This window comes from Sphaerisporangium sp. B11E5, assembly GCF_039871875.1.
Taxonomy (GTDB): Bacteria; Actinomycetota; Actinomycetes; order Streptosporangiales; family Streptosporangiaceae; genus Sphaerisporangium.
The window spans coordinates 42,331-68,681 of the sequence record NZ_JBDPMD010000006.1 but is presented as its reverse complement, the minus strand read 5'-3'; the positions used below and the strand labels follow the sequence as shown (position 1 = coordinate 68,681).

Sequence of the window (26,351 nt, the reverse complement as noted above, 5' to 3'; positions counted from 1 at the left end):
CCTGCTCTGACGGTGGGACGGACACCCGCGGGCGTCCGTCCCAGGGGGGTCACCGCCTGCTCTCGGTGGGCGCCGGGGTGAGGCGCAGGGCGAGCGCGGGGCACATCTCGATGGCTCTGCGCGCCTCTCCCTCCAGCCGGGCCGGCACCGACGCGGTGCTCACCACGGGGTAGCCGTGGGTGTCGAGTTTGATGAGCTCGGGCACCACGAGCGAGCACAGGCCGTGGCCCTCGCAGCGCGACCAGTCGAGGATGAGCTGCGCCTCGGCGGCCCGCGACAACGGCTCGTCGGGCAGCGGCAGCACACCCCGGGTGGGCAGGCCGCACGTGCCGTACGCCGAATGGGTCATGACGTCCTCGGCGAAGACGTCGATGGCCGACAACACGAAACGCGAGGTGCCGTCGGGGTGCCCGCAGGCGCCCCGGCCGCGCATCGTGGCCGCGGCCCGCTGGACGGCGTCGATGTGCCCGTGGCCGTCGGCGAGCGCGCCGAACGCCTGCGCGAGGTCCGGCAGGCCCATGTAGCACGGGCCGCACTGCCCGGCGCTCTGGCCCGCCATGTACCGGGCCACCCGCGCGGTCTCGCCGAGCGGGCAGGACTCCCAGCCGAGCGGGATCACGATGCCCGCGCCGAGCGCTCCGCCGAGGGCCTCGAAACCCGCGCGCGACACCTCGGCCCGCTCGGCGGCCTCGGCGGACATCCACTTGCCGTGGTAGCCGCCGACCAGCACACCCTGGCCGACGGTGGCGTCGCACAGGTCGAGGATCTCGCGCAGCCGCACCCCGGTCGGCGTCTCCACCACCGCGGGACGGCGGGCCGAGCCGGTGACGCTGAGCATGACCGTGCCCGGTTCGGACGGCATCCCGACCGAGGAGTACATGTCCACGCCGAGCATCGCGAGCAGCGCGAGCTGGGCGTAGGTCTCGGCGTTGGACAGCAGGGTCGGCATGCCGCCGACGCCGCGGTCCGCGGCCCGCACCTTGCGGCCGGGCGGGATGGGCCGCTCACCGTTGATGCCGCGCACCAGCGCGCCGCCCTCGCCGGAGATGAAACGGTCCGGCATGCGCACCACGCGCACGGCGTCGGTGATGCCGCGCTCGTGGATGGCGTTGAGCAGGGACCGCTCCCCCGGGCCGCCGTGCGCGACCCCCACCACGATCTCGACCGCGGACAGGGCGCGGGCCACCAGGTCCGCGCCGTCCAGGATCAGGTGGGGTGCCCGGCTGAGCAGCACCTTGTCCTTGTGCGCCGCGGGCTCGCCCTCGGTGGCGTTCACCACCACCGTGATGGGGGCGCCGCGGCGGCCCGCCGAGTCCACCACGGCCCTGAGCTTGCGGGCGAACGGGAAGCCCGCCCCGCCCCGGCCGCGCAGGTCGCCGAGCTCGGCGAGCGCGATGAGGTCGTCGATCGGCAGGCGGGGCATGTGCCCGTGCACCCGCCGGTGGGTGTCGTAGTCGAGGCGCGGCGAGGCGTCCAGGCCGGCGGTGAGCCGGCCCGGGCCGATGCGGTAGACGTCCAGCACGCCGTACGTCGTCATCTGCGCACCTCTTTGCGCAACGTCACCCAGAACTCCTCGTCGAAGACGTCGTCCACCCGGATGGTCTCGGCCTTGCGCCCGCCACCGGCCTTGCCGCTGCCGCGGAACCTGGCGGGCGCCCGGTCCCGGGGGCCGACCGTCACGACCAGGCGTACCAGCAGCACGAACCCGACCGCGACGATGGCGGCGACGTAGCTCAAGGTCACCCAGTCGGCGGCGGCGCGGCCGGCGGTGAGGCCGTGCACGATGGCGACCGGCCAGCACAGGTAGGCGGTGACGTGCAACGCCCGCCATAACCAGGGCCACCTGATGCCGACGAAACGGCCGCGGAACGCGCCGGTGGCGGCCGCCAGGATGAGCAGATCGGCGGCGATCGTGCCGAGGGACACCGCGAAGCCGGAGTCGCCGAACGGCAGGAACGCGTCGGCCGGGGCGATCCGCCCCCGCATGATCTGCAGGACCACGTGGGTGATGAGGAACCCGACCGCCGTGACGGCGAACGCGCGGTGCAGCGCCTGCATGAAGACGCGCTGCCGCACCCGCAGGACGAGCCGGTCCGTGGCCGCCAGACCGACGACCACCGTGCCTGTCAGTCCAAGGAGCGTGAACACCCCCGAATAGAAAATGAGAAAGTCCTGCACCTGCACCAGGACCGAAGCTCCAAGAAGAGCGGTCCCAGCAAGTAGCGACGTGGTGGTGACCAATCTGACCACGATTGGAGGTCGTGACCGAGACCTTTGCGGTGCCCGCCGGTGTCGCGTTTCCTTCATCCCGTCCTCCGCCAGAGCCGGTCTGAAACCGGGCATCGTGCCGCTGGGTGCCTACCGGGATCGATCGGGACATTTGCGCGCGTCGATCACACTAGCGCCTCTGGCGCCTCGCTGGTACCAGAATGTTACAGAAATTCGGGCACTTGAGAATTGCACCACTAGTGGTCCCGACCACTCCCCCGCCCCACCTGTAAACAACACGCGCAAACATGCCCTGACCACCGGAAAAGCAGTGGCCGGGTTCGCCGGGGGCGCTCTAACGTTGGGCGTCGTGAACAGAGGTGGGGCGCAGACGATCAATGACGATACCGGACGTCCGGTGCTCAGCTTCGTGGAAGGCACCCGCGCGGGGCGCCCCTGCGCCGACCTCGCGACGGTGCTCGGGCCCGGCGCCGAAGAGGCGGTGCTGCGGCGCCTGCCCGGCTGGGTGGTGGCCGGCGACGAGGACCTCGGCCGGCGCCTGCTCGCCGCCGGGGCGCGGCCGCTGCGGCACGCGCACTCCTACTCACGCGACCTGCGCGCCGAGCCGGCGCCGGCCTGGTGGGCCGAGACCGGGTACGGCGTCGTGGCCTGCGACGCGGTGCCGCCCGCCGAGGTGTTCCCCGCCTGGCGTGCCGCCTACGCCTCCGGGCACCCCGACCGGCGCGACACCGGCGACGCCGAGGCGCTGAACGGCGAGCTGGCCCCGCTGCTGAGCGGCCGGTCCTACGGGCCGCTGCTGCCGTGCGGCGGGCTGCTGCTGCGCCACGACCGCGTGGTGGCCGGCGTGATGGTGGGCACGCTCAGCGGCGAGCCGCCGTACGGCGGGCCGTGGGTCATGGAGGTGTTCCGCGACCCCGACCCGCGGTACGCCGGGCTCGGCGCGGTGATGCTGCGCCGCGCGCTCGCCCTGGCGACCATGCACGGACTGCCCTCCCTGGGGCTCGCCGTCACCGACGGCAACCCCGCCCGGCGCGTGTACGAGCGCCTGGGCTTCCGCCCCACCGGGTCCTGGCTGACCGTGATCGTGCCGGGCGAGGCGCCGGATCAGGCCGCGCCGGGCTCCAGCCACACGTAGCCGGCGAACCTGCCGCCGGTCCTGTCCCTGCGGTGGGAGTACAGGTCGGGTGTCTCGATGGTGCAGCGGCCGTCGTGGCGGACGTCGGTGACGCCCGCACGGGCGAGCTGGGCGGCGATGCCGGCGCGCAGGTCCAGCGCGGGGGTGCCCCCGCGGGTGGTGGACCACGTCTCGGGCACGGCCGCCGCGACCTCCTCGCGCAGCGCCTCGGGCACCTCGTAGCAGGCGCCGCAGGCCAGCGGGCCGATCAGCGCGACCAGCTCGCCGGCGCCGTGGGCGCGCATCGCCTCCACCAGGGCGGGCACCACGCCGGCCGCGGTGCCCACCCGGCCGGAGTGGGCGCCGCCGACCAGGCCGGCGGCGGGGTCGGCGACCAGCACGGGGGCGCAGTCGGCGGCGAGCACGGCGAGGGCGAGGCCCGGGCGGTCGGTGTAGACGCCGTCCAGCTCGGGCGGCTCCATGCCGAACGGCTCGGAGACGTAACCGACGTGCGGGCTGTGCACCTGCCGCATGAACACGACCCTGGCGGGGTCCAGGCCGAAGCCCCGGGCGGTGCGTGCGCGGTTCTCCGCGACCGCCACCGGGTCGTCGCCCACCGACCCGCCGAGGTTGCGGGTGCCGTACGGCCCCGCGCTGACCCCGCCGTGCCGGTCGGTGAACGCCATGCGCACCCGGTCGATCGCAAGCACGGCGCCAGCTTACCGACCGTCCCCCGCCCGGCGGCAGGTACCGGGCCGCCTAGTTCCCCGCGGCGGGGAGCAGGGAGGCGTACAGGTCGCGGGTGCGGGCGGCGACGGCCGCCCACGAGAAGTGCTCGACGGCGCGCTCCCGGCCGGCCCTGCCCATGGCGGCGGCGGTGGCCGGGTCGGCCAGCACGGCGCCGACGCGCTCGGCGATGGCGTCCGCGAACGCCCCGGGGTCGCAGGGCTCGCCGTCGGGCAGCGGGTCGATCGGCACGAGCAGACCGGTGGCGCCGTCCGCGACGACCTCGGGGATGCCGCCGGTGGCGGTGGCCACCACGGCGGTCTCGCAGGCCATGGCCTCCAGGTTGACGATGCCCATGGGCTCGTACACCGACGGGCAGACGAAGACGGTGGCGTGGGTGAGGAGCTGGATCACCTCGGGCTTGGGCAGCATCTCGGAGATCCAGACCACGCCGGAGCGGCCCGCCCGCAGCTCCTCGACCAGGGCGGTGATCTCGGCCGCGATCTCCGGGGTGTCGGGCGCGCCCGCGCACAGCACGAGCTGGGCGTCCGGCGGGAGGGCGCGGGCGGCGCGCAGCAGGTGGGCGAGGCCCTTCTGCCGGGTGACGCGGCCGACGAACAGCACGTACGGCCGCCCGGGGTCGATGCCGTGCCGGGTCAGCACGGCGGTGCCGGGGTCGGGGGCGTACTCGGCGGTGTCGATGCCGTTGTGGATCACGGCGACCTTGGCGGGCGAGACGTCCGGGTAGCAGGCCAGCACGTCGCGGCGCATGCCCTCGGAGACGGCGATCACCGCGTCGGCGGCGAGCAGCGCCTCGCGCTCGGCCCAGGAGGACAGGGTGTAGCCGCCGCCGAGCTGCTCGGCCTTCCAGGGGCGCAGCGGCTCCAGGCTGTGCGTGGTCACCACGTGCGGCACGCCGTACAGCATCTTGGCCGTGTGGCCGGCGAAGTTGGCGTACCAGGTGTGGCTGTGCACCAGGTCCGCCCCCTCGCAGCCGGCGGCCATCTCCAGGTCCACCCCGAGCACCTGGAGCGCCGCGTTGGCCGCCGACAGGCCGCCGGGCACGCGGTAGGCGTGCACGCCGGGTTCGTCGCGCGGGGCGCCGAAACAGCGGACCCGCACGTCGGCTAGGCGGCGGAGCTCGCGGGCGAGGTACTCGACATGGACACCGGCCCCGCCGTAGACCTCCGGCGGGTACTCGCGGCTCAGCAGATCGACACGCATGGGTAGACCTTAGCCGCGTGTGATGTTTGAGCGGATTTGGTGGAGAAAAGCCGGGTAACGTCGTGGCATGACGACGTCCAGAATCCTCGCGATCGTGCTGGCCGGTGGCGAGGGCAAGCGGCTGATGCCGCTCACCGCCGACCGCGCCAAGCCGGCGGTCCCCTTCGGTGGGATCTACCGCCTCGTCGACTTCGTGTTGTCCAATCTCGCCAACGGCGGCTTCCTCAAGATCGTCGTCCTCACGCAGTACAAGAGCCACAGCCTCGACCGGCACGTCTCGCGCACCTGGCGGCTGTCGGCCATGCTCGGCAACTACGTCGCGCCGGTGCCCGCCCAGCAGCGTCTCGGGCCCCGCTGGTTCGCCGGGTCGGCGGACGCGCTGTTCCAGAACCTCAACCTGATCTACGACGAGCTGCCCGAGCACTGCATCGTGTTCGGCGCCGACCACATCTACCGCATGGACCCCCGGCAGATGGTCGATCAGCACATCCAGTCCGGGGCGGACGTGACGGTCGCCGCGATCAGGCAGCCGCTGGCCATGGCCGACCAGTTCGGCGTGATCGAGACCGACCCGGCCGGGCGGCGCATCGTGGCGTTCCGCGAGAAGCCCACCGACGCCATCGGGCTGCCGGACGCGCCCGACCAGATCTACGCCTCCATGGGCAACTACGTCTTCAAGACCCAGGCCATGATCGACGCGCTGCGCGAGGACGCGCTCGACCCCGCCAGCAGGCACGACCTCGGCGGCAACATCATCCCGATGTTCGTCAAGTCCGGCGGCGCGGAGGTGTACGACTTCGCCGACAACGTCGTGCCGGGCTCCACCGAGCGCGACCGCGGCTACTGGCGGGACGTCGGGACGCTGGACGCCTACTACGAGGCCAACATGGACCTGGTCTCGGCGCACCCGGTGTTCAACCTGTACAACGCGCACTGGCCGATCTACACCGGGCACGACCCGCTGCCCCCGGCCAAGTTCGTCCACAAGGACGGCGACCGGGTGGGGCAGGCGCACGACTCGCTGGTCTCCCCCGGCGTGATCGTCTCCGGCGGCACCGCCTGCCGGTCGATCCTGTCGCCCGGCGTGGTGATGCACTCCCACTCCCAGGTGGAGGACTCGGTGCTCATGGGCGGCGTGAAGATCGGCAGGGGCGCCATCGTGCGGCGGGCCATCATCGACAAGAACGTGGTCGTGCCGGACGGCGCCAGGATCGGCCTGGACCTGGAGTACGACCGCTCCCGTTTCGCGGTGACGCGCTCGGGAGTGGTGGTCATCGCGAAGAACGAGATCATCGAACGATAGCCGCGCGCGTCCTTTTGCGGGGCGCCCGCGACTAGTGACCATATGTGGGTAGGCGAAGAACATGACGGATTACCGGCGAGGCCCTGACGACATGGGCGACGACGAGCAGGAGACCCAGATCGCGGAGTGGACCGGCGACGTCCGCCTCGGGCACCACTTCGAGGCGGAGGACCCCGAGTACTCCGGCGGCATCTCGCGCCGGGTGCGGCAGGAGGTCCCCGACCGCCCGCCGCGCGCCGTGCGGCAGAACATGCGGCTGGTCGCCCCGGACGAGGGCGCGCACCCGGACGTGGTCTCCGAGGAGTACGCCTCCTCGATCGGCCCGGACGACGACGACCTGTCCGCCGAGGAACGGGCGATGCGTGTGGATCCCGAGTAAATTCCGGGGCACGGCACGCTAAAGTCCCCATGTGCGAAGATCACGACCGTTCTGGCGGCTGACCCCGGCGGAACGCCGGGTGTGGGAGGCCTATCCCACCGGCGCGTGGGTCGACCTGCGCACCGGCGACGCCGAGCGGGACGACCCGGCGCACGGCGGCCGGTGGGGACGCGAGCGCACCGTGCGGGCCGAGGTGCTGACCGCGCTCCTGCTCGGCGCGCAGTCTCCCGAGGACGGGAGGGTCGCCGGGCTGCGGCTCGCGGGCGCGCGGATCACCGGCCTGGTCAACCTGTCCGACGCGACCCTCACCGCCAAGCTCCACCTCCTCAACTGCCACATCACCGACCCGATCGCGATGTCGGACGCCACCACCAAGGGGGTGCGGTTCCGCGGCTGCGACATCCACCGCATCCGCGCCGCCCGCTGCACCGTGGACGGGCTTTTCGAGCTCGACTCCTGCACCGTGCACTCCGGGGTGCGGCTGGACAACGCCCGCATCACCGGGCAGTTCCGCCTCGCCAAGTCCCGTCTGTACGCGCCGGCGACCGACACCTCGTACAGCGAGAGCTTCAAGGCCGACCAGCGGCGCCCCTACAGTGACACCGAGCGGGCCGAGCGCGGCTGGGACCAGCACCACTGGGCGCTGTGGGCGGGCGGGCTCACCGTGGAGGGCGGCGCGTTCTGCCGCGACATCCGCACCGAGGGCGGCCTGCGGCTGATCGGCGCCCACTTCAACAGCGGCCTCTACCTGCAGCGCGCGGTGATCAAGGGGACGGGCAGCCACGCGGTGTACGCCGACCACATGGAGGCGACCAGCGTCGAGTTCAGCCAGGGATTCACCGCCGAGGGCACGGTGCGGATGCGCGGCGCCCGCGTGACGGGGGTGTTGTCGTTCCACAGGGCCGAGCTCAAGGCCGGGCCCGGGCACGAGGCCGAGCCCGACGGCGGGTCCAAGCCCGCGGAGTGGAGCCTGCACCTGAGTCACATGCAGGTGGACGAGCTGATCCTGCGGCCGTCCTCGATGGAGGGCGCGGTCAACCTCGGGTACTCCCGCATCGGGGTGCTGCTCGACGGCACCGAGGCCTACCGGGGGAAGGTGCGCCTCAACGGGTTCGCCTTCGAGTCGCTGCGCGGCGGCATGCGCCTGGCCGAGCGGCTGGACTGGGTCTCCCGCGACCCCGACGAGTACCGGCCGCAGCCGTACGAGCAGCTCGCCGCGTGGTACCGGCGGATCGGGCACGACCAGGACGCGCGGCGGGTGCTGCTCGCCAAGCAGCGGGCCCGCCGGGCCACCCTGGGGCTGCCGAGCAAGGTGGCGGGATACCTGCTGGACTTCGCGGTCGGCTACGGCTACCGCCCGTGGCTGGCCGGAGCCTGGTTCGCGCTGCTGCTCGCCGCCGGGACGGCCGTCTTCACCTCCGTTCCGCCCGCGCAGGTGGGGCTGGACGAGCAGCGGACCTTCCACGCGTTCCCCTACACCCTGGACCTGCTGGTCCCGGTGAGCGTGTTCGAGCTGCGCGGGGCCTGGGAGCCGGTCGGCTGGACGCAGTGGGTGGCCAACCTCCTCATCGCCTCGGGCTGGATCCTCGCCACCGCGCTCATCGCCGGCGCCACCCGCGTGCTGCGCCCCCCGGCCGCCTGAACCCTAGGTGTCCCGGCCGTCCGAGCCCGCCCGCCCGACGTGGCCGCCTGCGGCGGAGCGCACGCCGCGGACGCCGACGATCCTGCGGGGCTCGGGGACGTCCTCCACGCGGAAGCGCGGCAGGGCCTCGGGGTGGTTGCGGCGGACGTAGTCGACCATGTGCTCGCGCATGTCGCACTTGAGGTCCCACACGCTCGGGGCGTCCGAGGCGCTCATCAGGGCGCGCAGCTCCACCAGGCCGTTGGGCAGCACGCCGGTGACCTGGAGCGTCCAGTCCTTCTGGTCCCACAAGGGGTGCTCGCGCAGGGCCCGGTACAGCTCGGCGCGCAGGTCGGCCACCGGCACCGACCAGTCCACGCTGAACGTCACGTGGCCGATGACGCGGCTGCCGTGCCGGGTCCAGTTCTCGAACGGGGTGCTGGTGAAGTACGACACCGGCAGGATCAGCCGCCGCTCGTCCCACAACCGCAGCACCACGTACGTCAGGGTGAGCTCCTCGATCCTGCCCCACTCGTTGTCCACCACGACCACGTCGTCCAGCCGTATGGCGTCGCTGAACACCAGTTGCAGCCCGGCGATCAGGTTGCTCAGCGTCGACTGGGCCGCGATGCCCGCGACGACGCCCACGATGCCGGCCGAGGCGATGAGACCCGCGCCGAGGGCCCGCACGGCGGGGAAGGTGAACATGATCGCGCCGAGGGCGATCAGGATGATGACCGCGGCGGCGACCCGCCGGACCAGGGTGATCTGGGTGCGGATGCGCCGGGCCCTGCGGTTGGCGTCGCCCTCGACGCCGTGGAGCCGCTCGAGCACCACGTCGGTGACCGCGTAGGCGGCCTGGATGATCAGCCAGGCCGAGCTGATGATCAGCAGCACCGCCGCGATCTGCTCGACCGCGGCGTTGGCGAACTGGCCGGACATGCCGGGGACGTAGACGGTCTCGAAGGCGACCAGCCCGGCGGTGGCGAACCCCGGCCAGGTGCAGCGCTCGACGATCGGGCCCGCCAGCGAGAAGCGGCCGTTGACCCGGCGCGACCTGAGCAGCCGCCTGAGCAGCTCCACCACCACCAGCGCCGCCAGTACGGCGACGACCAGCACCATCCACTTCACTGCCGACGACATCGGCCGTGCTCCTTCGTCAGTCCTCGTCCCGCGCTCCGGCGGCCGATCTGGACGGACCCTAACCGCTCGAGCGTGCTAAGAATCCCTCAAGAAGCGGTCAACTACGAGAGAAGCATCACAAACACCACGAATGAGGGTGATGTGGTGACGGACGGTGGTCAGGCGCGCAGGCCGAGGTCGCCGAAGGCCTTGCTGAGGCGGGCCGACTCGACGCCGAGCCACCGGCCGAAGTCGTCGCCGTCCAGGTACAGCGGCGCCCAGCCGTTGCGGCGGCAGTGCTCCCGCCAGGACGCCGTCTCGGTGACCGAGCGGCACATGCCGACGAGGGCGTCCCTGTCGTCGTCGGGCAGGTCGCCGGGGCCGAGCAGGGCCCGCCAGTCGGCGCAGTACAGGTGGGTGTCACACTCCAGCAGGGTGGGGGCGTCCAGGCCGGGTACGCGGTCGGGGGCGGAGACCGCGAGCACGCGCAGCTCCCCCGCCCGCAGCCGTTCACCGAGGCCGGCGGGGCTGCCGACGACGGCGGCGGCCAGCCCGCCCGCCGCCGCGCCTGCCGCGTCGTCGCCGGAGCGGCACGCCACGTAGTGCGGCAGCCGCGGGTCCACGCCGAGGCTCTGGGCGAGCATGCCGAACATGACGTGGTCCACGCCGCCCTCGGCGCGCCCGGCGACCGCCACCGCGGCCGGGTCGCGCCGCATGGCGTCGGCGAACGCGCCGAACGACCCGAAGGCTGAGGCCGCGGGCACCGCGATCAGCTCCCACTCGCCGCACAGGCGGGCCAGCGGGGTGGTGCCGGCGAAGGCGGCCGCCTGGCGGTCCGGCCGCACCATTCCCACGGTCCCCAGCTCGGCCATCAGCAGGCGCCGCGCGCCGGTGCGGGTCTCGGCGAACTCGGCGAGGGCCGTGGGCCCCGGCCGGTTGACCACCTGGACGCCGCGCACCAGGGACGCCCGCTCGGCCAGGCCGCGCAGCGACCGCGCGACCCGGTCGGCGCCGCAGCCCTGGGGGCCGGGGACGATCACCGAGACGGTGGAGGACGCCAGGGCGCGTTCACGGGGGCCGCGGCCGCTCCCGCATCCGGCGACCAGCGGGACGAGACCGGCGCCGAGCGCGAGCACCTGCCGTCGCCGCATGGATCATGCCCTTTCCCCCGATATCAGACTAAATGCCCAATATCGCCCGGCCCCACACGGCCACCGCACGGGCACGCGGCGTGACGACGGCAGGCCGCCCGCAGGCGGTGGCAGACCCGCGGGCTCCGAAGCCGGCACCTCCCGGCGCGGCCCGTCAGCGGTGGCGGCCCCGGGGCTTGAGGCGGGTGGTGGGGAGGGCGGGGGCGGGGAGGGGGTCGCCGTCGAAGCCGGCGACGGTGCCGAACTCCTGGCCGTGCGACCACTCCTTGCGGAAGCGCTCGATGTCCTCGTGGCTGCGGCCCACGAAGTTCCACCACATGACCAGCTCCTCCTCGAACGGCTCGCCGCCGATGAGCAGGACCCGCGCGGGCGTCGGGGCGTGGAAGGCCAGCTCTGTGCGGCCGGAGCCGAGGTACAGCAGCGGCCCGGGGTCGAGCGTCACCCCGTCGGCCTCGACGCCGCCGGACAGGGCCAGCACGGCGTACTCGAAGTCCGGCCTGACCGGGAAGACGACCTGGGCGCCGTCCTCGAACGCCAGCTCGGCGCCGACCAGCGGGGTGTAGGTGCGGGCGGGCGAGACCAAGCCGTCGAACTCGCCCATGATGACGGTCGCCGCCACCCCCGGCCGGGTCGCCACCGGCAGGTCCGGGTGGTGGTCGAAGGCGGGCGGGGCGTGCCGGTGCGCCTCGGGCAGCGCCACCCAGAGCTGCACGCCGTGCAGCACGCCGTCACCGCCCTCGGCGGACTCCTCCGCGTGGGAGATCGCCCGCCCGGCGGTCATCAGGTTCAGCCGGCCGGGGGTGACGACCTGCTCGCTGCCGAGGCTGTCGCGGTGCAGCACCTCGCCGCGCAGCAGCCAGCTCACCGTCTGCAGGCCGGTGTGCGGGTGCGGGGGCACCCGCATGACGGCCTTCTCGGGGCCGTAGTTGTCGACGAAGCACCACGCGCCGACCATCCTGCGGTCGCGGTTCGGCAGCGTGCGGGTGACCTTCATCGCCCGCGGCCCGCCGAGCACGACCTCCCGGCCGATCAGCGGCTCGCGCACGGGACCGTCCAGGGCCTCGGCCCTGCCACCCCACGAGGTCTCCCGTGGTTCCTGTTCCAGGTTGCTCACCACACGACTGTACGGTCCGCTCGCGGGGGAAATACCAGAGTTTTGCCCGATTTGTGATGCAGGCCGTCACACGGCGTGCCGATCCGGTCACGCTACCGGCGGCGACGGCACGCCCGGACGCCGAGGCGGCGTCAGCGGGGGCGGGCCTCGACGTAGGAGACCGCGGGCATGGGGAGCTCGAAGGCGGTGGTGACGGTGCCGCGCTCGGCCCGCACCACGGCCGGAGGGTGGAGCTCGTCGAGCGTGTTGCGGGCCCGCAGCTCGGCCCACTGGTCCTCGGACGGCCAGTCGCCGCCGCCCATGGACGCCCACACCCCCTCGATGTCGGAGTGCCCGCCGTCGATCCGGTGGTGGGTCAGGACGTACTCGCCGTCGGCGAGCCCGGCGAGGGTGAGGGTGACCCGCCGGCCGAGAAGCGGGGCACCGCCGGCCTTGGCGTGGTCGAGCGTGCCGTTCCACAGCAGCGCCCCGACACGGCCGTCGTCGTGCCGGGCCGCCCACGTCTCCACCCCGCCCGCGTCGCCGGTGACCGCCACGGCCAGCTCGTGGTCGCCGAGCCGCTCGGCCAGGGCGAGCGCGAGATAGCGGGGCTTGCGCAGGTTCCCGACGGTGAGCAGGCCGAATCCGCCGTGGAACAGCCGCGGCGGCCGGCCGAGCTCCTCGAAGTGATCGGAGGCCACCCAGTGCGACAGCGCGTCCACCCGCCCCGCCGCCGACCGCATCCCGTGCAGGACGAACGCCGCGCCGAACGGCCCGTCGCCGACGCCGTGGAAGTGCGTCGGCGTCGGGCCCCACTCGGTCCACCAGATCGGCGTGCCCGCCCTGCCGTACCGGGCGAGCACCGGCCGCCAGTCCAGCGGCGCGTTGCCGTAGGTGTGGGTGGAGACGAAGTCGAGCGCCGCGCCCGATCGGACGGTGTGCGCGACGAGCTCCTCCACCCAGCCGTTGGCGGCGCTGGCGGGGCCGCCGACGCGCAGGTCCGGATGCACGCTCTTCACCGCCGCGGCGGTGACGTCGTACAGCCGGAGGTACTCCTCGGGGGTGCCGCTCCAGAAGACCTCCAGGTTGGCCTCGTTCCACACCTCGAAGGACCATTCGGCGACCAGCTCGGCCAACCCGTAGCGGCCGGCCAGGTGCCGCACCAGGTCGTGCACCAGGTCGCCCCACCGGTCGTAGTCCTTGGGCGGGGAGATGATCGCCCGGTAGTCGAAGACGGTCTTGGACGGGTCGGCGGCCAGGTCCCGCGGCATGAAGCCCAGCTCCACGACCGGACGCAGGCCGAGACCGGTCAGGGTGTCGTAGACCCGGTCCACCCCGGTGAAGTCGTGCACCGGCGCGCCGTCCACCTCGCGGTAGACGCCGAGGTCGTCGCCGAGGATGGCGTGCGCGCGCACGGCGCGCACGCCCAGTTCCTCGCGGGCCATGCGCAGCGCCCCGGCCAGCTCGGCCCCGATGGGACGGCCGCCGGTCTCCTCGGTGCTGAACATGTGCGACAGGTGTTCCGAGCCGATCATCGGCCGCCAGGGCCGGGGCAGCGGCCGGGTGACGCGCCCGGTGTCGACGCCGATCGCCACCGCGCGGTCCCCGCCGTCGTGCGGGGTCGCCGCGACCGGGGCCGAGAACTCGCCGTGGACGTCCATCGCGCCGAGGGCGGCCACGACGTAGTGGGCGGTCCTGCCCGGGGGGGCCGCCGTGTCGGTGTACCGGGTGCCCGGCACGCCGGCGACGTCCACGTGCGGCGGCTTGGTGCTGGTGAACGGCCCGTCCGGGCTCTCGCCCCGGTGGACGAGGTAGCCGATCGCCCCTTCCACCGGTTCCCACTCCAGCGTGACGTGCCCGGCGCCGGCGGACGCGCGCAGTCCCCGCGGCACGGCGGGAGGCGCGGGCGCGACGCCGGCGGCCGCGCTCGCGTCGCCCGACCTCCGGTAGATGCGCGCCAGCCAGTCGGTGCGTGCGGAATCGGTCATGTCGTCGTCTCCCCGATCGATGGGTGGGTTCCGCGAGGCCGGTCGCCGGTGTCAGCGCATCCGGGAGGCCCACTGCTCCTCGCCGAGCACGGGCTTGAGCAGCCGCTCGGCGCCGCCGCGGGTGTAGTAGCGGCGCATGGCGTCGCCGGCGAGGGCGTTGCCGAGGGCGGCCATGACCATCCCTTGGTCGAGGGCCAGGTACTCCTTGGCCACCATGCCGCTGCGCACGGCCACGGCGTCGTAGAAGCCGCCGGGGCCGTAGGAGTCGAAGTCCGCCCGCAGCCGCGCGAGGTTGTCCAGCGCCTCCCCGGCCGCGTAGCGCAGGGCGAGGAAGGACGCGTGCGGCGTCACCACGCCGTCCCCGTACCGGCTGGGTTCCGGCTTGGCGGGCCGGCAGTCGCCGAACCCCGGGTCGGTGGAGGTGCGCTCCTGGTCGGAGGTGTAGCCGTCGGTGTCCATGCCGAGGGGGTCCACCCCGTACTCGCGGTAGCCCCCGGCCGGGTTGTCGGACGGCGAGAAGCCCCAGTAGCCGTACTTCGCCTCCTTCATGCCGTGCTCGATCTGCGCGGCGACGTAGACGGGGTGGTTGCGGCCCCAGCTCCGCGCGCCCCAGACCTCCTCCGGGACCACGAGGTCGGCCATCAGGGCCTCGAACATGCTGCCGCCCCAGGTGGGGACGAACCGCATGCCGCGGTAGCCGTAGGTGCCCTCGAAGACCTCGATGCCCCGGTGGGTCCGCCAGGTGCCCTCGGGCTTCTGGTCGGACCAGCCCCAGTCACAGGTGCCGGGGAAGGTGCGCCACATCCCGAAGTAGTGGGTGGCGGGCACCTGGCCGAGCGCGATGGCGACGTAGCTGACGATGCGGGTCTCGGACATGGCGCCGTAGCGGTGACAGGTCGAGTACACCGTCGTGCCGGTGTGCGCGTAGTCGGTCTCCTGGGAGCAGCCCTCCGGCTTCTCCGGCCAGTAGCCGCCGGTCATCAGCCCGGTGCCGACGTCCGCCCGGCCCTGCGGGTCGTAGAAGGCGGTGAAGTCCATCCGCGACAGCAGGGCGCCGGCCTTGGCGGACTGCTCGGGCACGGCGTTCCTGACCATCGTCAGCGCGGTGGCCAGCCAGGCGTTGTCGACGCTCGACACGAACGGCCGCACCGGGTCGCCGGTGTCCGGCCAGGTCCGCACCACCTGCAGCGTCGCGGGGTCGTACCAGTTGTAGTACAGCCCGGTGGCGGCGTCGTGGTCGAGCCGCGCGATCGCGTCGAGCACACGTCCGGCGCGCGCGGCGGCCTCCCGGCGATCGATCAGCCGCAGGTCGCGGGCGGCCAGCGTGCTCCACAGGTAGGTACCGGCGTTGGTCGGCGAGGTCACCCTGGCCCGGGTGGACAGGTCGCCGGACACCTTGTCGGCGGGCAGGCCGGTGCCGGGGTCCACCATGGCGGCCATGGACCGCCAGGTGTCGGCGGCGTACCGCCGGAGCACCGAGGCACGCGAGTCGGCCGCGGCGGCGGGGACGCCCGTGACCACGGGTGCCGTCCCGGCGGCCAGGGCGAGTAAGCAGGCGAGCATTTTCTTGCGCATGGGCACCTCAGATCGCTCGAACTGTCGGGGGGTCATCTGAGCCCGGCCGTGGCCACGCCCTGGACGAAGTAACGCTGGAGGAACACGAACAGCAGCAGGACGGGGGCGATGACGACGATCACTCCGGCCAGCAGCAGCCCGTAGTGGACGGCCTCCCGGCCCGACAGGCTCGCCAGCGCGACGGGCAGGGTGTACATCTCCTTGTGCTGGGCGACCACCGCCGGCCAGATGAAGCCGTTCCACGAGGTCATGAAGGTGATCAGGCCGAGGGTCGCGAGCACCGGCTTGCACAGCGGCAGCACGATGCGGAAGAAGATGCGCAGCTCCCCCGAGCCGTCCACCCGGGCCGCGTCCACGAGCTCACCGGGGATCTCCCCCATGAACTGCCGCATCATGAAGACCCCGAGCGGGGTGACCAGGCCGGGCAGCACGATGCCGGCGTAGGTGTCGGCCAGGTTGAGGCTCGCCACCGTCACGAACTGCGGGATGAGCAGCACGATGGCGGGCACGAACATCTGCAGCAGCACCAGGCCGAAGATCACCCGGCCGCCGGAGAAGCGCAGCTTGGTGAGCGCGTAGGCGACCATCGAGCAGAACAGCAGGTTGGCGGCCACCACGACGGCCGCCACGACGACGCTGTTGAACGTCACGCGCACGACGTCCATCCGCTCGAACAGCATGGCGTAGTTGTCGGTGACCCACCGCAGGGGCAGGAAGGTGGGCGGGTCCCGCCGCAACTCGGCGTCGGTCTTGAACGAGCCGAGCAGGGTCCACAGGAAGGGCCCGGCGACGGCCACCAGCCCGATCGTGAGCGCGGCGTACAGCGCCGCGACGCGTGCCCTCTTCACGGTCACACTCCTCACCTCCCGGGCCGCAGCCATCGGAACTGGGCGAACGAGAACGCGGCGATGACGGTGAACAGCACGGTCGCCGCCGCCGCGCCGTAGCCGTAGTCGCCGGACCCGAACTGGTTGAAGATCGCCAGCGAGGCCGACAGGGTCGAGTTCAGCGGCCCGCCCCTGGTCATCACCAGGGGCTCCTCCAGGAACTGCATGAACCCCGCGGCGCTGTAGACACTGCAGAACAGCAGCGCGGGGCGCAGCATCGGCACCGTGACGCGCCGGAACCTGGCCCACGCCCCGGCGCCGTCCACGGCCGCCGCCTCGTACAGCTCCTTCGGCACGCCCTGCAGCGCGGCGAGGAAGACGACCATGTCGAAGCCGAAGTTGCGCCACGCCGTCATCACGACCAGCGCCGGCAGCGCCGTGCGCTCGTCGAGCAGCCAGGCGGGCCCGTCGACGCCCACGGTCCTGAGCAGGTCGTTGACCAGCCCGGCCTGCGGGTCGAGCAGCAGCCGCCAGGCCACGGCGACGCCGATGATGCTCGTGACGTAGGGCAGGTAGTAGCCGAGCCGGAAGAACGTGCGCAGCCGGCCGATGCCCGAGTTCAGCAGGACGGCCGCCGCCAGGCCCAGCGCGATGGTCAGCGGCGTGGTGGTCACCACGAAGAACAGCGTGTTGGCGGCCGCCTTGCGCATCGTGTCGTCCTGGAACAGGCGCTCGAAGTTGCGCAGGCCGACGAAGTTCACCGCGAACGGGTCGCGCACGTCGGTGCTGCGCATGTCGGTGAAGCCCATGACGAGCCCGGCGAGCAGCGGCAACGCGTACATCAGGGCGAACACCGCGAGGAACGGGGCCGAGAACATCCACGCCTGGACGTTCTTCCCCGGCGGGTTCCCCGCGGCCGGCCGGCCGGCGGCCGTTCCCCGCGCACGTGTGCCGCGGCCCGTGCCCCGCCCGGCGCGAAGGCCGCGGCGCGCCAGGCCGGGGGCGGGGGCCGCGGCCATCACAGGCCGGTGCCGACCGCGTCGGCCTGCGACTGGATGGCCTTGGCCGCCTCCTGCGGGGTCGACCGGCCGAGGACGACCTTCTCCACCTCCTGGTCGATCACCTTGGAGATCTGGTCCCAGCTCGGGAAGGGCGGGGGCGACTTGGCGTCCTTGAGCTGCTCGCCGAAGACGGCGACGCGCTTGTCCGCCTTGAGCTCAGGGCGCTGCCACGCGGCCTGGACGGCCGGCAGGTCCTTGACGGCCTCGAACCAGGCGGCCTGCGTGGCCGGGTCGGTGAGCCATTGGACGAACTTCCAGGCGGCGTCCCTGTTCTTGGCGTCCTTGAAGACCACCAGGTCGCTGCCGCCGATGAAGCTCGTGCCGCCCGCGCTGCCCTTGGGGTAGGGCGCGACGTCGAACTTCCCGGCGAAGCCGGGGCCGCCGTCCTTCTCCATGGCGGCGATCATCCACGGCCCGGAGAAGTACGCGCCGACCTTGCCCTTGAAGAAGCTCGCGGGGAACGACGCCGGGTCGACCTCGCTGGAGGCCAGGCCCTCCTTGAAGTAGGACTGCTGCTGGGCCAGGGCCTTGACCATCTCGGGGGTGTCGAAGGTCCACGTGCCGTCCGGCCCGGTGATCGAGCCGCCCTGCTGCCAGACCAGCGGGAGGATCTCCTGCCAGGACCCCACGGTGTAGTTGAGGTTCATGCCCTGCGTGGCGCCGGCCTTCTGCAGGCCCTTCGCGAAGGCCTTGGTCTGCTCCCAGGTGGCCGGAGGGGTGAGCCCGGCCTTGGCCGCCAGGTCCTTGCGGTAGTACAGGACGCGGGTCTCCACGTACCAGGGGACGCCCCAGGCCGTGCCGTTCACCTCGACCGTGTCCCACGCGCTGGGGAAGAACGCGGACTCGTCGATCAGGTTGCCCGGTGTCGGGTCCACCGCGCCGGTCTTGGCCAGCTCGCCCATCCAGGTCGAGCCGATCATGCTGACGTCGGGGGTCGCGCGACCGGCGATCGAGGCGGTGATCTTGTCGTGCGCGACGTCCCAGCCGATGGGCGTCACCGTCACCTTCAGGCCCGGGTTGGCGGCCTCGAACCGCTTGGCGAAGGTGGCGAGCGCCTCGCCCTCCGAGCCCATGGCCCACACCGCGAGGGTGCCGGTCACCGGGGCCGCGGTGTTCACGTCCTTGGGCTTCTCCGCGGCGCCGCCCGTCCCGCGCCCGCAGCCGGGCAGGACGATCAGCGCGGCGGCCAGCAACCCGGTCAGGGCCCTGGTGCCGCGCGCGGCCGCCCGGGCGCGTGCCCTCCGGACGTGCGCCGGGGGCGCCGCCGCCCCGTACGCGGCCGTCGTGTGCGTCTCTCGTGTCGTGCGTGCCGTCCTGTGTGCCGTGGTCCTGTACGCCGTCAACTCAGTGACCTCCTGGGGGGTGCGGCCCGCAGCTGTCCCTGACGATCAGCTCGGTGCCGAGAGTGCGATGGCTTCGCTCCAGGCCCGCGCCGTCGATCAGCCGGTCCAGCGCGCGGGCGGCCTGGGCTCCCAGCTCTCTCATGGGCTGGCGCACGGTGGTCAGCCCGGGCCGCGCGTGGCGCGCGGCCATGATGTCGTCCCACCCGGTCACGGCGACGTCGTGCGGCACGGACAGGCCCAGGCGCTCGGCGGCGAGGATCACGCCCAGCGCCACCTCGTCGTCGGAGCAGATCACCGCCTCCGGCCGCCCCGCGCCGCCCAGCAGCGCGAGCGCGGCCTGGTAGCCGCTCTCGACGGTGTACTCGGCGGTGGCCACCGGCTCGACGGCGTCGCCGAGCACGGCGCGCACGCCCTGCCAGCGTTCGTCCACGTCGTCGCCGGTCGCGTACGGCGCGCCGAGGAAGGCGAACCGCCGGTGGCCGTGGCCGCGCAGGTGGGTCGCCACGGCCCGCGCGGCCTCGGCGTTCTCGCTGCGCAGGGTCGCCGCGCCCGGCCTCGGAGCGTGCGAGATGAGCACCAGGGGCAGGCGTGAGGCCACCAGCTCGTCGACGACGTCGCCGGGGACCGTGCTGCCGAACACCGCCAGGCCGTCGACCCGCCCGGCCAGCTCCCGCACCAGCTCCCTGACCGGCCCGCGGTCCTTGGTGGACAGGATGATGACCGAACGGCCGAGCTCGGAGGTGACCTCCTCGTAGCCGATGAGAACCTCGGCGAAGTAGGGCCCGGAGAGGTTGGGGAAGACGATGCCGTTGGCGGCGTGCCTGCCCTCGGCGAGGCTCACCCCCGCCCGGCTGGGCGTGAAGCGCAGCTCCTCGACGGCGCGCAGGACCTTCTCGCGGGTGGCGCCCGCCACCGGCCCGGTCCCCCGCAACGCCCGCGAGACCGTGGCGATCGACACCCCCGCGCGCCGCGCGACCTCGTAGATCGTCACGCCACCCGGCACCGAGGCGTCCCGGCCGTCCATGCGTCCTCCTGGCTGTAAGCGCTTACATCGCAGAAGACGAGGAAAGCGGTGGAAGCGCTTACAGTGCCAGGCACCATGCCCGCGTCACCGGAATGTAAACAACATCGCACAACAACCGCTGGCACGGCTCGCGCCGGCGGCGCGAGCCGTGCCTGGGCGAGGGCTACTCGACGGTGACGCTCTTGGCGAGGTTGCGGGGCTTGTCCACGTCGCGCTCCAGGGCGACCGCGGCGTGGTAGGCCAGGAGTTGCAGCGGGATGCCGAGCAGGATCGGGTCCAGCTCGACCTCGTTCTTCGGCACCACGATGACGTCCTCGGCGAGGCCGCCGTCCGGCACGCGGTGGCCGACCATGAGCACCCTGCCGCCCCGGGCCCGGATCTCGCCGAGCGTGGTGAGGTTCTTGTCCAGCAGCTCGTCGTCCGGCACCACCGCGACCGTCGGCATCTCCGGGCCGATCAGCGCCAGCGGGCCGTGCTTCAGCTCGCTCGCAGGGTACGCCTCGGCGTGCACGTACGAGATCTCCTTCAGCTTCTGCGCGCCCTCGCGGGCCACGGGGTAGCCGCGCACCCGGCCGACGAACATCATGCCGGGGCTGGTGGCGTACTTGCGGGCCAGCGCCTCGATGGCGTCGCTCTGCTTGACGATCTCCTGGATCTGGTCGGGCAGCTTGCGCAGGCCCTGCACGATGCGCCGCCCGTCCGCCGGGGACAGGTCGTGGATGCGGCCGAAGTGCAGCGCCATCAGGGCGAACGCGACGGCCGTGGAGGTGAACGCCTTGGTGGACGCCACCGACACCTCCGGGCCCGCGTGCAGGTAGACGCCGCCGTCCACCTCGCGGGCGATGGCGCTGCCGACGGCGTTGACGACGCCGAGCACCCGGCCGCCCTTGCGCTTCAGCTCCTGCACCGCGGCGAGGGTGTCGTAGGTCTCGCCGGACTGGCTGACCGCGACGTACAGCGTGTCGTGCTCGACGACCGGGCTGCGGTACCGGAACTCCGAGGCCGGCTCGGCGTCGGCGGGGATGCGGGCCAGCTCCTCGATGAGCTGGGCGCCGATCTGCCCGGCGTAGTAGGCGGAACCACAGCCGATGATCTTCACGCGGCGGAACGCCCGGGTCTCCCGGGCGTCCAGGTTGAGGCCGCCGAGATGGGCGATGTGGAAACGGTCGTCCAGCCGCCCGCGCAGGGTGCGGGCCACCGACTCGGGCTGGTCGGAGATCTCCTTGAGCAGGTAGTGCTCGAAGCCGCCGGTGTCGTAGTGGCCGGCGTCCCAGTCGACGGTCAGCGGCTCCTTGGAGGTGGCGCGGGCGTCCATGGTGAACGTGCGGAACCCGTCGGCCTTGAGCACGGCCAGCTCGCCGTCCTCGAGATGCACCACCTGGCGGGTGTAGCGGACCAGGGCGGCGACGTCGGAGGCGCAGAACATCTCCTTCTCGCCGATGCCGAGCACGATGGGGCTTCCGTTGCGGGCCACCACGATCTCGCCGGGCCGCTGCGCGTCCAGCACCGCGATGCCGTAGGTGCCGACGATGCTCTTCAGGGCACGGCGCACGGCCTCCTCCAGGGAGTCGGCGTCCTGCACGGTGCGGGCGAACAGGTGGGCGAGCACCTCGGTGTCGGTCTCCGACACGAAGACCGCGCCGTCGGCGATCAGCTTGGCGCGCAGCTCGTCGGCGTTCTCGATGATGCCGTTGTGGACGACCGCGATGCGCTCGGCGTTGTCGAGGTGGGGGTGGGCGTTGACGTCGTTGGGCACGCCGTGGGTCGCCCAGCGGGTGTGGCCGATGCCGGACCCGCCCTTGAACCGGGCGGGCACCGCCGCCGCGAGGTCGGCGACCCGGCCCTTGACCTTGCGCACCTTGAGGCCCCGGTTGCTCACCACGAGACCGGCGGAGTCGTAGCCGCGGTACTCCAGGCGCTGCAACCCTTCCAGCAGGATCGGCGCCGCGTCCTTCGGCCCGACGTACGCCACGATTCCACACATATCTCGATCTCCTTGGCGCTACCCGTAGACGATGCGGCGCAGTTGCCGCAGCGACAGCTCCGGTGCCGCGACCCGCCGGGCGGACAGCTCCGCGGCGATGCCGGGAAAGATCCGCTCGTTGGTGAGCCCCTGGGCCTTCATCTCACCGTGACGGCGCCGCACGTACTCCTCGGTCGACTCCGAGAAGTAAGCCACGACCTCCGCCACGACGCGCGCAGCCTCACCCGGCCCGAGTGACGTCGTCCGGGTCAGGTGCGCGATCAGGTCCTCATAGGACTGTCGTGCCGTGGACACAGGCCAGGACTTTACGCATGAACGCACGACCACGCCAAGATTCCTGCCCGAATTCGGGCAGGACAACGCCAGAACTCACCCTCACCTCACCCATGCGACTCCCTGGCCGAGCCCCGCCAAGACCTGCCCCCGCGCTACCCAGGATTCCACCCCGCAACCATGGCCCCACACACGCCGAGAACCCGCTAGAGTCGACCCATCACCGGACGGAGATCGCACCTGTTCCATCCGGTAAAGTAGGACTCGCGTCGAAGGGCCACCCGCCCGACCTCGACGCACACGCGGACGTGGCTCAGCTGGTAGAGCATCACCTTGCCAAGGTGAGGGTCGCGGGTTCGAATCCCGTCGTCCGCTCTGATTACCCGATCCACCCGGGGCGATTAGCTCAGTGGGAGAGCGCTACCTTGACACGGTAGAGGCCACTGGTTCAATCCCAGTATCGCCCACCATCGTTTCCCAGGCTCAAGCTCTATCCGTCGTTGAGGCAGAACCAAGGGCCGGCGCCTCCACAGGGTCGCACGAGCCGGCGCCTTCCACCGGGTCGTTCTCATCAGCCGCGAACTCGCCGCGCTCCCACCGCCCGAGATGATGGTGAACCGCCGTCATCATGAATACGAATGGTGGCTCCAGCATGATGCGCCGGCGCCGATCTGGACCGTGGTCGCGGGGGCCGTGCAGACCGGCCGGACCCTCGAGGAGGTGATGGGCCGCCTACGTCGGCTCGGTTTCACACTCCCGCAGCTTCCCGCGCTACCCGCGATCCCAGGGCTCTCGGCGGGCACGAGTGCGGTTCAGCCGTGAGAACGTGCGGCGATCCGTCCCCACCACCGGGTCAGCGGACCGGTGAGCAGCCGGACGAGCAGTGCGTGGTAGCCGACGCCAGGGAGCGTCACCGCGAGCACGAAAGCCAGGACGAGGAGGGCCGTGGCCGTGAAGGCGGCCCTGACGACGCGCGGCGGGATCGGGTTCTCCGCGACCACCGCGTCCGGGGTCATGACCACGAAGCTCAGCACGAAGCCGAAGATCTGCGGCCAGTGCTCACGCACCACCTCGGCCGCCGGGCGGCCCACGCCTCCGGAACCATCTCCACCAGGGGGAGGATCAGCAGGGTGAGGGCGATCACGACGACGGCCTCGGTGAACAGGACGAGCCGGTCAGGGGCCGGCGGATGGTCATGGCGCCGCAACTCCACCCTCACCCCTTCCCGGCCGGCCGGGGGTGGGGTGCGAAACCCGCGCGCCACCGTCTCGCGTACGGCGGGGGCGAGCGTCTCGGGTCAGGCGGGCGATTGCCGGGGTCTTCTGGCCAGGGTGAGGTAGGCGATCGGGCCGAAGGGCTGGATGGCGAGGATCGGCCACCACAGTGCCTTGCTTCCCCGGAGGCGGCGCTGGGGGCGGCGGAACAGGTCCACGGCGGCGGTCGCGGTGAGCGCGAGTTCGGTGGAGGCGGCGACCAAGACGGCCGTTTTCTGCGCCTCGGTGAGGTCCGACCAGCGCTTGCGGTTCCCGCCGCACCGGGTGGCGTTCTCGGTCATGGTGTTCATGAGTCCTGCCTTTCTGTCAGCGGACCCCTGCCCACAGGGCACGCTCGTGGGATCTGGGGTCGTCGACGACTTCTGAGGTCGTGTCGAAACGCATGGTCGCCCTGCGGGCGAGGTCGTACTCCGGCCAGCCGCTCTCTCCTTTGGCGGCGAACGCGGTCCAGGAGGCGTGCATGAGGTCGGCGAGCCGCTGCGGAGGGCGCGTCCCGAGGAGCGGTCCCATGAACGGCTTGAGCGCGGGGTCCAGGGTGTCGAAGACGAAGGGGATCTCCAGCGCGTGGCACGCGCCGAGGAGCCCGCCGAACTCGGGCGAGGGCCAGGCGAACTCGTACATGAAGGTGGCCGAGGGGGCCGCCGCGTGCGCGTCGGCCAGGCGGATGGCCGGGACGCGCATCCACCAGTCGGTCTGGACGGCCGCGAGCAGGTCGCCGGGACCGGCGCCTGGACACGCGGCGCGGTAGGCCGCAGGCGCGTGGGCCGGAAGGCCGCAGGCTGCCGTGGCCGCCGCCAGAGCGTCGTCGGTGACCTGCCCGATCGCGCCGGACAGGACCAGGAAGAGTCTCCACTCGTCGGTGTTGGTCCCGACCATGAGATCGACGTCCGCGGCGGCACCGGCGGCGATGCGCTCGATCGGCGGCGCCGGGACGCTGTCCCCGTCGACCACCGGCTGCCACGGCATGGTGGTGGCCACGACTTCGCTGCCCCAGCGCTCCGGGTCGGGGCGGGCGGCGAGCGCGGCCTTGAGGTCGGCCTGCGCCGTGAGCAGGCGGCCGACGGGGACGGCCGCGATCGCCTCCAGGGTCGCCTCGACGCCGAGCCGTTCGGCGAGCCGCTCACCGACCAGGCGCGCGGTGGACGCCGTCATGACGGTGTGGGCCGCGCCGCTCTGGGTGATGGCCCGCCGGAACAGCCCCGCGGCGCGCGGCATCGACAACAGCGTGCCCACGCTCATGGCGCCTGCCGACTCGCCGAAGACGGTGACGTTGCCGGGATCACCGCCGAAGGCGGCGATGTCGTCCCGGACCCACTCCAGGGCGGCGAGCTGGTCGAGCAGGCCGAGGTTGGCGCTTCCCTCTCCCAGGTACAGGAAACCGTCGGCGCCGAGCCGGTAGTTGACGGTCACGCACACGACGCCGTCCCGCGCGAAGCGGCTGCCGTCGTACGACGCCCCGGACCCGGCCTCGAACATGCCGCCGGGGATCCACACCATGACCGGCAGGCCGGCCGCGCCTGTCTCGGGTGTCCAGATGTTGAGGTTCAGGCAGTCCTCCCCAGGAACCGCCGGGTCGGGGACGAGTCCCTCGATCCGCGGATCGAGGGGACGTGGCTGCGGCGCCTCGGGACCGAAGGCCAAGGCGTCGCGCACGCCGTCCCACGGCCGCACCGGCCGCGGCGGCCGGAACCGGCCGGCGCCGAACGGCGGCGCCGCGTAGGGGACGCCCTTGAACGAGTACACCCCCTCGGTGCGGCTCCCTCTCAACCTGCCGTACCGGGTCCTGACGACCGCCGTGTTCACCATGTTGTCTTCTCCTTCCGCGCATCGGCGCCGGTGGCTCGCCCTCGGCCCGGCCGGCCCCGCGCGGCGCGTGCGGTGCCCGAGGTCACCGGCCGCCGGGCACGACCTCCCGTCCCCGGGGACCGCGCACGCGGGGCGTGGTGCCGGGTTCAGGCGAGGGTGACGGTGTCGTCGAGGTAGACGTCCTGGACGGCGTGGATGAGGGCGACGCCCTCGTCCGTGGGGCGCTGGAAGGCCTTGCGGCCGACGATCAGGCCCATTCCGCCGGCACGCTTGTTGATGACGGCGGTGCGCACGGCTCGCGCCAGGTCTGCGGCGCCGGAGGAGGAGCCGCCGGAGTTGATCAGCCCTACCCGGCCCATGTAGCAGTTGGCCACCTGCCAGCGCGTGAGGTCGATCGGGTGGTCGCTGGTGAGTGCGTCGTACACGAGGTCGTGGGTCTTGCCGAAACCGATGGCACGGAAACCGCCGTTGGTCTCGGGCTGCTTCTGCTTGACGATGTCGGCCTCGACCGTGGCGGCCAGGTGGTTGGCCTGTCCGGTCAGGTCGGCGCTGAGGTGGTGGTCCACGCCGTCCTTCTTGAAGGCGGGGTTGCGCAGGTAGGCCCACAGCACGGTGAACATGCCGAGTTCGTGTGCGGCCTGGAACGCCTGCCGGACCTCCTGGAGTTGCCGTGAGCTCTCGGCGGCGCCGAAGTAGACCGTGGCGCCGACCGCGACCGCGCCGAGGTCGAACGCCTGCCTCGCCGAGGCGTACATCACCTGGTCGTAGCGGTTGGGGTAGGTCAGCAGTTCGTTGTGGTTGAGCTTGACGATGTACGGGATCTTGTGGGCGTACCGGCGGGAGGTCATGCCGAGGACGCCGAGGGTGGAGGCGATGGCGCTGCATCCGCCTTCGACGGCAAGTTCGCACAGCGCCATCGGGTCGAGACAGCGGGGGTTGGGCGCGAACGACGCCGCCGCCGAGTGCTCCACCCCCTGGTCGACCGGCAGGATCGACAGGTACCCGGTGCCGCCCAGCCGGCCGTGGTCGACGACATGCTGCAGGTTGCGCAGCACAGCAGGCGTCCGGTCGGTGCCGGCCAGGACGCGGTCGACGAAGTCCGGGCCGGGCGGGACCAGCCAGTCGCGCGGGACGGTCACGCACTCGTGGTCGAGCAGCGAGGCGGCCTCCTCGCCCAGCAGTTCCTTCAGATCCATCAGCGTCTCCTTTTCCCGTGCGTACGCCTCCCGCGGGC

At 72.5% G+C, this 26,351-nt stretch carries 23 protein-coding genes and 2 tRNA genes; 6 read left to right on the top strand and 19 right to left on the bottom strand.

Going from position 1 to position 26,351, the window contains the following annotated elements:
- Window positions 1–49: 49 nt before the first annotated feature.
- Window positions 50–1,537, bottom strand: coding sequence for an NADH-ubiquinone oxidoreductase-F iron-sulfur binding region domain-containing protein (locus ABGB17_RS08175; RefSeq protein ID WP_347627204.1), 1,488 nt, complete (start codon window positions 1,535–1,537; stop codon window positions 50–52).
- Complete coding sequence (locus ABGB17_RS08170; RefSeq protein ID WP_347627203.1) at window positions 1,534–2,148, bottom strand: hypothetical protein; 615 nt, start codon at window positions 2,146–2,148, stop codon at window positions 1,534–1,536. Before ABGB17_RS08170 ends, ABGB17_RS08175 begins: the two co-directional genes overlap by 4 nt.
- Window positions 2,149–2,578: 430 nt before the next feature.
- Between ABGB17_RS08170 and ABGB17_RS08165 the strand changes: the two genes are divergently transcribed.
- Complete coding sequence (locus ABGB17_RS08165; RefSeq protein ID WP_347627202.1) at window positions 2,579–3,364, top strand: GNAT family N-acetyltransferase; 786 nt, start codon at window positions 2,579–2,581, stop codon at window positions 3,362–3,364.
- Here the strand turns inward: ABGB17_RS08165 and pgeF are convergent.
- Both pgeF and glgA read right to left on the bottom strand, forming a co-directional pair.
- Window positions 3,334–4,029 (bottom strand): peptidoglycan editing factor PgeF, encoded by a 696-nt coding sequence (gene pgeF, locus ABGB17_RS08160; RefSeq protein ID WP_347627402.1) that lies wholly within the window; start codon window positions 4,027–4,029, stop codon window positions 3,334–3,336. The two genes, ABGB17_RS08165 and pgeF, sit on opposite strands and share 31 nt — an antisense overlap.
- Window positions 4,030–4,102: 73 nt before the next feature.
- The gene (gene glgA / locus ABGB17_RS08155) at window positions 4,103–5,293 is read right to left on the bottom strand and encodes a glycogen synthase (RefSeq protein ID WP_347627201.1); all 1,191 of its coding nucleotides are present in this window, start codon (window positions 5,291–5,293) and stop codon (window positions 4,103–4,105) included.
- Between the two features lie 67 nt (window positions 5,294–5,360).
- Between glgA and glgC the strand changes: the two genes are divergently transcribed.
- The 3 genes from glgC (at window position 5,361) to ABGB17_RS08140 (ending at window position 8,617) form a co-directional block, all read left to right on the top strand.
- On the top strand, window positions 5,361–6,596 hold the full coding sequence (glgC, locus tag ABGB17_RS08150) for a glucose-1-phosphate adenylyltransferase (RefSeq protein ID WP_347627200.1): 1,236 nt from the start codon (window positions 5,361–5,363) through the stop codon (window positions 6,594–6,596).
- Window positions 6,597–6,657: 61 nt separating this feature from the next.
- Window positions 6,658–6,975 carry a DUF5709 domain-containing protein gene (locus ABGB17_RS08145; protein WP_347627199.1) on the top strand — a complete coding sequence of 106 codons (318 nt, stop codon included), beginning with the start codon at window positions 6,658–6,660 and terminating at the stop codon, window positions 6,973–6,975.
- 31 nt (window positions 6,976–7,006) lie between these two features.
- Window positions 7,007–8,617: a hypothetical protein gene (locus tag ABGB17_RS08140; RefSeq protein ID WP_347627198.1), complete on the top strand. Its 1,611-nt coding sequence runs from the start codon at window positions 7,007–7,009 to the stop codon at window positions 8,615–8,617.
- A 3-nt stretch (window positions 8,618–8,620) separates the two neighbouring features.
- Here ABGB17_RS08140 and ABGB17_RS08135 read toward each other — a convergent pair whose 3' ends face one another.
- From ABGB17_RS08135 to ABGB17_RS08085, 11 genes are all read right to left on the bottom strand, one after another.
- Window positions 8,621–9,739, bottom strand: coding sequence for a mechanosensitive ion channel domain-containing protein (locus ABGB17_RS08135; RefSeq protein ID WP_347627197.1), 1,119 nt, complete (start codon window positions 9,737–9,739; stop codon window positions 8,621–8,623).
- A 158-nt stretch (window positions 9,740–9,897) separates the two neighbouring features.
- Window positions 9,898–10,869, bottom strand: coding sequence for a hypothetical protein (locus ABGB17_RS08130; protein ID WP_347627196.1), 972 nt, complete (start codon window positions 10,867–10,869; stop codon window positions 9,898–9,900).
- A gap of 154 nt (window positions 10,870–11,023) precedes the next feature.
- A complete protein-coding gene (locus tag ABGB17_RS08125; protein WP_347627195.1) occupies window positions 11,024–11,983 on the bottom strand; it encodes a pirin family protein in 960 nt (319 codons plus the stop codon).
- 131 nt (window positions 11,984–12,114) lie between these two features.
- Window positions 12,115–13,950 carry a hypothetical protein gene (locus ABGB17_RS08120; RefSeq protein WP_347627194.1) on the bottom strand — a complete coding sequence of 612 codons (1,836 nt, stop codon included), beginning with the start codon at window positions 13,948–13,950 and terminating at the stop codon, window positions 12,115–12,117.
- Between the two features lie 51 nt (window positions 13,951–14,001).
- A complete protein-coding gene (locus ABGB17_RS08115; RefSeq protein ID WP_347627193.1) occupies window positions 14,002–15,525 on the bottom strand; it encodes a glucoamylase family protein in 1,524 nt (507 codons plus the stop codon).
- A gap of 32 nt (window positions 15,526–15,557) precedes the next feature.
- A complete protein-coding gene (locus ABGB17_RS08110) occupies window positions 15,558–16,373 on the bottom strand; it encodes a carbohydrate ABC transporter permease (RefSeq protein ID WP_347627192.1) in 816 nt (271 codons plus the stop codon).
- A gap of 11 nt (window positions 16,374–16,384) precedes the next feature.
- Window positions 16,385–17,371: a sugar ABC transporter permease gene (locus ABGB17_RS08105; protein ID WP_347627191.1), complete on the bottom strand. Its 987-nt coding sequence runs from the start codon at window positions 17,369–17,371 to the stop codon at window positions 16,385–16,387.
- Window positions 17,371–18,756 (bottom strand): extracellular solute-binding protein, encoded by a 1,386-nt coding sequence (locus ABGB17_RS08100; RefSeq protein WP_347627190.1) that lies wholly within the window; start codon window positions 18,754–18,756, stop codon window positions 17,371–17,373. The genes ABGB17_RS08105 and ABGB17_RS08100 overlap by 1 nt, the downstream gene beginning before the upstream one ends.
- A gap of 1 nt (window position 18,757) precedes the next feature.
- Window positions 18,758–19,780 (bottom strand): LacI family DNA-binding transcriptional regulator, encoded by a 1,023-nt coding sequence (locus ABGB17_RS08095; RefSeq protein WP_347627189.1) that lies wholly within the window; start codon window positions 19,778–19,780, stop codon window positions 18,758–18,760.
- A 163-nt stretch (window positions 19,781–19,943) separates the two neighbouring features.
- Window positions 19,944–21,764 carry a glutamine--fructose-6-phosphate transaminase (isomerizing) gene (glmS, locus tag ABGB17_RS08090; protein ID WP_347627188.1) on the bottom strand — a complete coding sequence of 607 codons (1,821 nt, stop codon included), beginning with the start codon at window positions 21,762–21,764 and terminating at the stop codon, window positions 19,944–19,946.
- Window positions 21,765–21,782: 18 nt separating this feature from the next.
- The gene (locus ABGB17_RS08085; RefSeq protein WP_347627187.1) at window positions 21,783–22,058 is read right to left on the bottom strand and encodes a hypothetical protein; all 276 of its coding nucleotides are present in this window, start codon (window positions 22,056–22,058) and stop codon (window positions 21,783–21,785) included.
- A gap of 281 nt (window positions 22,059–22,339) precedes the next feature.
- Here ABGB17_RS08085 and ABGB17_RS08080 point away from each other — a divergent pair.
- A tRNA-Gly gene (locus ABGB17_RS08080) sits at window positions 22,340–22,412 on the top strand.
- Window positions 22,413–22,432: 20 nt separating this feature from the next.
- A tRNA-Val gene (locus ABGB17_RS08075) sits at window positions 22,433–22,507 on the top strand.
- A 342-nt stretch (window positions 22,508–22,849) separates the two neighbouring features.
- Here the strand turns inward: ABGB17_RS08075 and ABGB17_RS08070 are convergent.
- From ABGB17_RS08070 to ABGB17_RS08055, 4 genes are all read right to left on the bottom strand, one after another.
- On the bottom strand, window positions 22,850–23,128 hold the full coding sequence (locus ABGB17_RS08070; protein ID WP_347627186.1) for a hypothetical protein: 279 nt from the start codon (window positions 23,126–23,128) through the stop codon (window positions 22,850–22,852).
- 206 nt (window positions 23,129–23,334) lie between these two features.
- A complete protein-coding gene (locus ABGB17_RS08065) occupies window positions 23,335–23,601 on the bottom strand; it encodes a PLD nuclease N-terminal domain-containing protein (protein WP_347627185.1) in 267 nt (88 codons plus the stop codon).
- Between the two features lie 16 nt (window positions 23,602–23,617).
- Window positions 23,618–25,117 (bottom strand): carboxylesterase family protein, encoded by a 1,500-nt coding sequence (locus tag ABGB17_RS08060; protein WP_347627184.1) that lies wholly within the window; start codon window positions 25,115–25,117, stop codon window positions 23,618–23,620.
- Window positions 25,118–25,263: 146 nt separating this feature from the next.
- Window positions 25,264–26,313, bottom strand: a complete 1,050-nt coding sequence (locus tag ABGB17_RS08055) for a class I fructose-bisphosphate aldolase (protein WP_347627183.1) — start codon at window positions 26,311–26,313, stop codon at window positions 25,264–25,266.
- Window positions 26,314–26,351 lie beyond the last annotated feature (38 nt).